Annotated in this window: 6 protein-coding genes; 4 read left to right on the plus strand and 2 right to left on the minus strand. The window is 68.6% G+C overall.

The genetic code is table 11. The features are described 5' to 3' along the window. Positions 1-77: 77 nt before the first annotated feature. On the minus strand, positions 78-1,088 hold the full coding sequence (locus IBL25_RS24120) for a hydroxyacid dehydrogenase (protein ID WP_187781013.1): 1,011 nt from the start codon (positions 1,086-1,088) through the stop codon (positions 78-80). Between the two features lie 78 nt (positions 1,089-1,166). Then, complete coding sequence (locus IBL25_RS24125; RefSeq protein ID WP_238940634.1) at positions 1,167-1,847, minus strand: RraA family protein; 681 nt, start codon at positions 1,845-1,847, stop codon at positions 1,167-1,169. 133 nt (positions 1,848-1,980) lie between these two features. Here IBL25_RS24125 and IBL25_RS24130 point away from each other — a divergent pair, with 133 nt between their 5' ends. The 4 genes from IBL25_RS24130 to IBL25_RS24150 all read left to right on the plus strand — a co-directional run. After that, the gene (locus IBL25_RS24130; RefSeq protein ID WP_367615680.1) at positions 1,981-2,979 is read left to right on the plus strand and encodes a Bug family tripartite tricarboxylate transporter substrate binding protein; all 999 of its coding nucleotides are present in this window, start codon (positions 1,981-1,983) and stop codon (positions 2,977-2,979) included. Positions 2,980-2,989: 10 nt separating this feature from the next. Continuing rightward, complete coding sequence (locus tag IBL25_RS24135) at positions 2,990-3,913, plus strand: SMP-30/gluconolactonase/LRE family protein (protein ID WP_187781015.1); 924 nt, start codon at positions 2,990-2,992, stop codon at positions 3,911-3,913. After that, positions 3,910-4,695, plus strand: a complete 786-nt coding sequence (locus IBL25_RS24140; RefSeq protein WP_238940635.1) for an IclR family transcriptional regulator — start codon at positions 3,910-3,912, stop codon at positions 4,693-4,695. Before IBL25_RS24135 ends, IBL25_RS24140 begins: the two co-directional genes overlap by 4 nt. Before the next feature lie 521 nt (positions 4,696-5,216). Next, a partial coding sequence (locus tag IBL25_RS24150; protein WP_202986878.1) for a hypothetical protein occupies positions 5,217-5,426 on the plus strand: 210 nt, incomplete at its 3' end.

A 5,426-nucleotide genomic window follows, 5' to 3' on the forward strand; every position in this document is an offset into this window, starting at 1 on the left:
GGTCATTCTTGGTTCCTCCTTGCGTTGAAGCCGTGTTGATCCGGCGCGTGGCCCTTGGCCTGCTCGCCGCTGCCGTGTCAGGCCGGGATGAGATGCGCGGGCAGGCCGCCGGGCACCACGACGGCACCTTCCAGCGCGGGCAGCCGGCCCGCCAGCACGGCGATGATGCTGTCCGCTGCGCCGCAGGCCATGCCGACCGCGCCACGCGGCGTGTTGGCGGCCAGGTGCGGCGTCGGCACCACGCGCGGGTGGCTGCGGAAGGGGCTGTCGGCTTCCAGCGGCTCTTTGGCGAAAACATCCACGCCCGCCCAGCTTATCTGCCCGGCATCCAGCGCCGCCAGCAGCGCCTCCTGGTCCACGATGCCGCCGCGCGCCGTGTGCACCAGGATCGCGCCCTTCGGCAGCATGGCCAGTTCCGTCGCGCCGATCAGGCCGCGCGTTTCCGGCTCTAGCGGGCAGTGCAGCGACAGCACCTCAGCTTGGCGCAGCAGGTCAGGCAACGCCGCGACGCGCTCGCCCGGCCCCGGCAGGGCATCGCCGGGCAGGTAGGGGTCATAGGCCAGGACGCGCATGCCGAAGGCGTCGGCGTAGCGCGCCACCTTGGAGCCGATGGCGCCGTAGCCAACGATGCCCAGCGTCATCCCGTCGATGTCGCGCGTCATGCGGGACGTCTTCTCCCACAGGCCTTCGCGCATGCCGCTGACCACCGAGGGCATGTCCTTCAGCATGAACAGCATCAGCGCCATGGCGTGCTCGGCGACGGAGCGCGAATTCGCGCCCGCCGCGCGCGTCACGGTCAGGCCGCGCGCCCTGGCGGCCGGGATGTCGATGCCGTCGATGCCCGCGCCGTGCCGTGCCACCACCCGCAGTTCGGGCGCGGCGGCATCCATGACGGTGCCGTTGATGAAGCCCTGGCGGTGCAGGATGGCGACGGGGCGCAGCTTGCCGATGGCGGCGAGGAGTTCCTCCTCGCCCGGGTAGCCGGTGGTGCAATGCACCGCGTAACCGGCTTCCTCCAGCATCGTGACGGCTTCGGGGGCCAGCTTGGCGGCCGAGACAAGGACGTTGGGGCGTGTGGCGGCAGGCATGGGGTCTGGTCTTCCGGGTGAGCGCGATGCGGGGTGGGGCGGGGAGTGGCTCCACTCCCCGGAAGCGGGCGCCAGGGCCTAGCCGAGCCCTTCGCAGCCCAGGCGGCGCAGGGAGGCATCGACCCAGGAGGCGTCGTGCGTTCCGGCTGCGATGTTCGCCGCCTGCTTCTCCTCGGCCGCGTGCTTCGCGGCCGCCGCGGCATGGATCGCCTCCGCTTCCTCGAACGGCACGCAGAGCAGGCCGTCATCGTCGCCGAGCACCAGGTCGCCCGGCGCGATCACCATGCCGTCGATGGCTACGGGCACGTTGATCTCGCCCGGGCCGTCCTTATAGGGGCCGCGATGGGTCACTCCGGCGGCGAAGACCGGGAAGTCCTGCGCGCGGATGGCGGCGCTGTCGCGGATCGCGCCATTCAGCACGATGCCGCCCAGGCGGCGCTTGGCCATCTGTGCCAGCATGAGCTCGCCGATCAGCGCGTTCGTGAGATCGCCGCCCGCATCGACCACAATGACGTCGCCGGGCTCCGCCAGCGCAATGGCCTTGTGGATCATCAGGTTGTCGCCAGGGCGCGTCTTCACCGTCAGGGCCGGGCCGCTCAGCACCGCACCCGGGGCATGCATCGGACGAAGCCGGGGGCCGCCCGCCGTCATGCGCGACATCACGTCGCTCACGTTCGCGACAGGCAAGGAGCGGAAGCGTTCGGCCAGCGCGGGCTCGACCTGGCGGGTGCGCCGGAGAATGCGGAATCCAGTGGCCAAGGCCGTCCTCCTCCCGAGAGTGGGCGCTGTTGATGCGCCGGTTTGATTGACAAGGCGGTGCGCCGGATGCCACAAGGCACCCCAGAAAACGTAACGCCGTTCCGAAATAACCGGTTCAGCAGAGGAAACGCAAGTGACAAACAGCCGCTCTCTCTCCGTGTCCCGTCGCATCCTGATGGGGGCTGGACTGGCCACGATGGCGCTGCCGCTGGCGCGCCCGGCCCTGTCGCAGGAGAAGTACCCCGCGCGTCCCGTGCGGGTGATCGTGCCCTGGGCGCCGGGCGGCGCGGTGGACACGCTGGCGCGGCGCCTGTCTCAGAAGCTGTCGGAGCAGATGGGGCAAAGCTTCGTGGTCGAGAACAAGTCGGGCGCCACCGGCACGATCGGTGCGGCCGAGGCGGCACGCTCGGCGCCGGATGGCTACACGCTGCTGGCCATGGACAACACCTATGCGATGCTGCCCTACCTCTTCAGCAGCCTGCCCTTCGACTACGAGACCGCTTTCCGCCCGGTGACCGTGACCGCCTTTTCCCCCGTGCTGCTCGCGGTGGGTGAGAAATCGCCGTTCAAGGATCTCGCCTCCCTCATCGCCGCCGCGAAGAAGGAGCCGGAGAAACTGACCTACGGCACGGGTGGCGCGGGCAGCGCGCCGCATTTTGCGACACTGGCCTTCGAGCGCGCTGCCGGCGTGAAGCTCTACCATGTCCCCTATCGCGGCTCAGGAGAGGCGGTGATCGGCGTCCTCTCGGGCAACGTGGACATCGTGCTGCTGTCGCCCGGCTCAGCGCTCGGCAACATCCGCGGCGGGCAGCTCCGCCCGCTGGCCATCAGCGGCGCGCGCCGCGTGGACGCCCTGCCGGAGGTGCCTACCTTCGCCGAGGCGGGGCTGCCGGACTATGGCGTGGTCAACTGGTCCGGACTGGCGGCGCCCAGGGGCACGCCGGATGCCATTGTCCAGCGCCTGCACCAGGAAGCCGCGCGCGCGCTCGCCGCACCTGATATGAAGGCGTTCATTGCCGAGCTGGGGTCCGAGCCCGGTGGCATCGCCCCTGCCGATTTCACTCGCCTGATTCAGGAGGAGACCACCCGCTGGCGCGATGTTGCCGCCACGGGCGGAATCGAGAAGCAGTAAGGGTTCCGCGATGAGCTTCTTCGCCCCGCCGCCCCGCCTCGAGACCACGGTCTTCACCCGCCTGCCAGAGCGCTTCCGCCAGCTGCGGCGCTCTGCCTGGAGCGACGCCAACCGGGCCGGCAAGCCAGTGGACAGCTTCCTCGAGGGCCCGTCCTTTGACCGGCAGGGCAGGCTCTACGTCACGGACATTCCTTTCGGTCGCGTGTTCCGCATCTCGCCGGGGGGCGAATGGGAACAGGTGGCGGAATATGACGGCTGGCCGAACGGGCTGAAGATCCATCGCGACGGACGGATCTTCATCACCGACTACAAGCGCGGGATCATGCTGCTGGACCCGGAGAGCGGTGCCGTCACCCCGTTCCTCGACACGGCGCGGTCCGAGAGCTTCAAGGGTGTCAACGATCTGGTGTTCGGCCCGCGGGGGGAGCTGTACTTCACGGATCAGGGGCAAACGGGGCTGCAGGACCCAACAGGCCGGGTCTACCGCCTGGATACCGATGGACGCCTGGATTGCCTGATCAATACGGTGCCGAGCCCCAACGGCATTGTGGTGGCCCCTGATGCATCCTTCCTGCTGGTGGCGGTGACCCGCGCCAATCAGATCTGGCGCCTGCCGCTCCATGCTGACGGCAGCGTCACCAAGGCCAGCATCTTCTGCCACCTGCATGGCGGGCCGAGCGGACCCGATGGCCTGGCGCTGGATGCCGAGGGAGGGCTGCTGGTCGCCCATGCGGGCTTCGGCACGGTCTGGCGCCTTTCCCCCCGGGCGGAGCCGCTGGCGCGCATCGCATCCTGCGCCGGGTGGTCCACCACCAACCTGGCTTTCGGCGGCGGGGAAGGGCGCACCCTCTTTATCACGGAATCCGAGACAGGGACGATCCTGCAGGCGACACTGCCCGTGCCAGGGCAGCCGCTCTACTCGCATGCTGGATGACGGTCGAGCAGCCAACCGACTTGCTGTCAGTCCGTCCGGGCCGTAACGGTGCTGCCATGACCACTTCGACCCGCCCGAAGACATCCATGGAGGGCGTCGCCTCGGCAGGGCGCGCCCTGACCCTGCTCTCTGCCTTCCGCAAGGGCGATGACGCCGTGACGCTGGCCGAACTGGCGGCACGGACCGGCCTTGTGAAGCCGACCATCATGCGTCTGGCCGTTACCCTGGAGGAGCACGGCTACCTGATCCGCCTGCCCGAAGGCTCCTATCGCCTGGGCGCGGAGCCGTTCCGGCTTGGCTCCGTTTACCAGCAGTCCTTCCGCGTGGAGGCGCATGTCATGCCAGCGCTCGAGAAGCTGGTGGCGGCGACGAGTGAGAGCGCCTCTTTCTATGTCCGAAGCGGACAGCAGCGGCTTTGCCTGTTCCGCGTCGACTCTCCGCATCCTCTGCGCCTGCATGTCCGGCAGGGTGACATGCGGCCGATGGACGACTCGGCCACGGCCCAGGTTCTGCGGATCTTCGAGAACCCTTCATCGCCCAAGGCTGCCAAGACCCCGCTGCCGATCTATTCGAGCGGAGCAACCGATCCACACATCGCCAGCATGTCCGTCCCGGTCTTCGGGCCGGGCGAGAATTTCGCTGGGGCGCTCAGTCTCACCGGGCCGGTCACCCGCTTCAACCGGGATGCCGCGGAGAAGGCGACCAAGACTTTGCTGAATGTCGCAGCGGACCTGACGCGTTCTCTGGGCGGCGCGCTCCTTCATAATCCTGGCCAGCCTTAAGGTGCTGGGAGCATCCGGTTTGGCCTCGCGGTCTGACCGGCTCTTCCTTCATGGGCAGCGGCATGGCGAGGAACATGGCCGCTGTCATGGCGTGCCGATGATCCACAAGGTCAAAGGGACCGTCCAAATACCCCACCTTGGTTGCCGCAGCTCTTGGCCCCTCATATCGTAACGCCGTTCCGGAAAGCTTGCGCCTGAGCGGTCGCCTGTTCAGGGAGGAGGCGGCGAAAGGAACGGTCCGTGACCGTAGCGCGCAGACAGCCTGTCACCCGTGCGCTTTTGTTGGCGGTGATTGCTTCACCCCTCGTTCGGAACACCAAGGCGCCGACCGCGGATCGATGCCCATCAAGGTTGGTCAAGCTGGCGGTGCCTCCGTCCCTGATAGGAATGCCGACTTCACAGCACACGTCTTCACCGAGGCAGTTTTGAAGGGTCTCGGGTAGAGTTTCATCGTCTGGGGCCCGTATATCAAGGAAGCCTCCAAGCGCTTCGATGTGCCGGAGCGGTGGATCCACGAGGTGATGCGCCAGGAAAGCGGCGCCCGAGCTGCCGGCCCCGCCGCCCGCCCGGCCAGCGAGCCTGTCCAGGTGGCCGAGGCGCCGCGCCCCAGCGGCTTCCACCCGGTGGCCAGCGCCAATGCCGGCAGCCTGCCGGGCAACTACCTGCGCCTGCCCTCCCAGGGCGGCACCGGCGGCGGCATCTCGGCGCCGACCCCGGCCTCCATGCCGGCG

It is taken from the genome of Pseudoroseomonas ludipueritiae (assembly GCF_014490445.1).
Taxonomy (GTDB): Bacteria; Pseudomonadota; Alphaproteobacteria; order Acetobacterales; family Acetobacteraceae; genus Pseudoroseomonas; species Pseudoroseomonas ludipueritiae.

Excerpts from the sequence above, each read along its gene's own strand:
- IBL25_RS24120 (WP_187781013.1), bottom strand. The coding sequence starts at position 1,088 with ATGCCTGCCGCCACACGCCCCAACGTCCTTGTCTCGGCCGCCAAGCTG.
- IBL25_RS24135 (WP_187781015.1), top strand. The coding sequence starts at position 2,990 with ATGAGCTTCTTCGCCCCGCCGCCCCGCCTCGAGACCACGGTCTTCACC.
- IBL25_RS24140 (WP_238940635.1), top strand. The coding sequence starts at position 3,910 with ATGACGGTCGAGCAGCCAACCGACTTGCTGTCAGTCCGTCCGGGCCGT.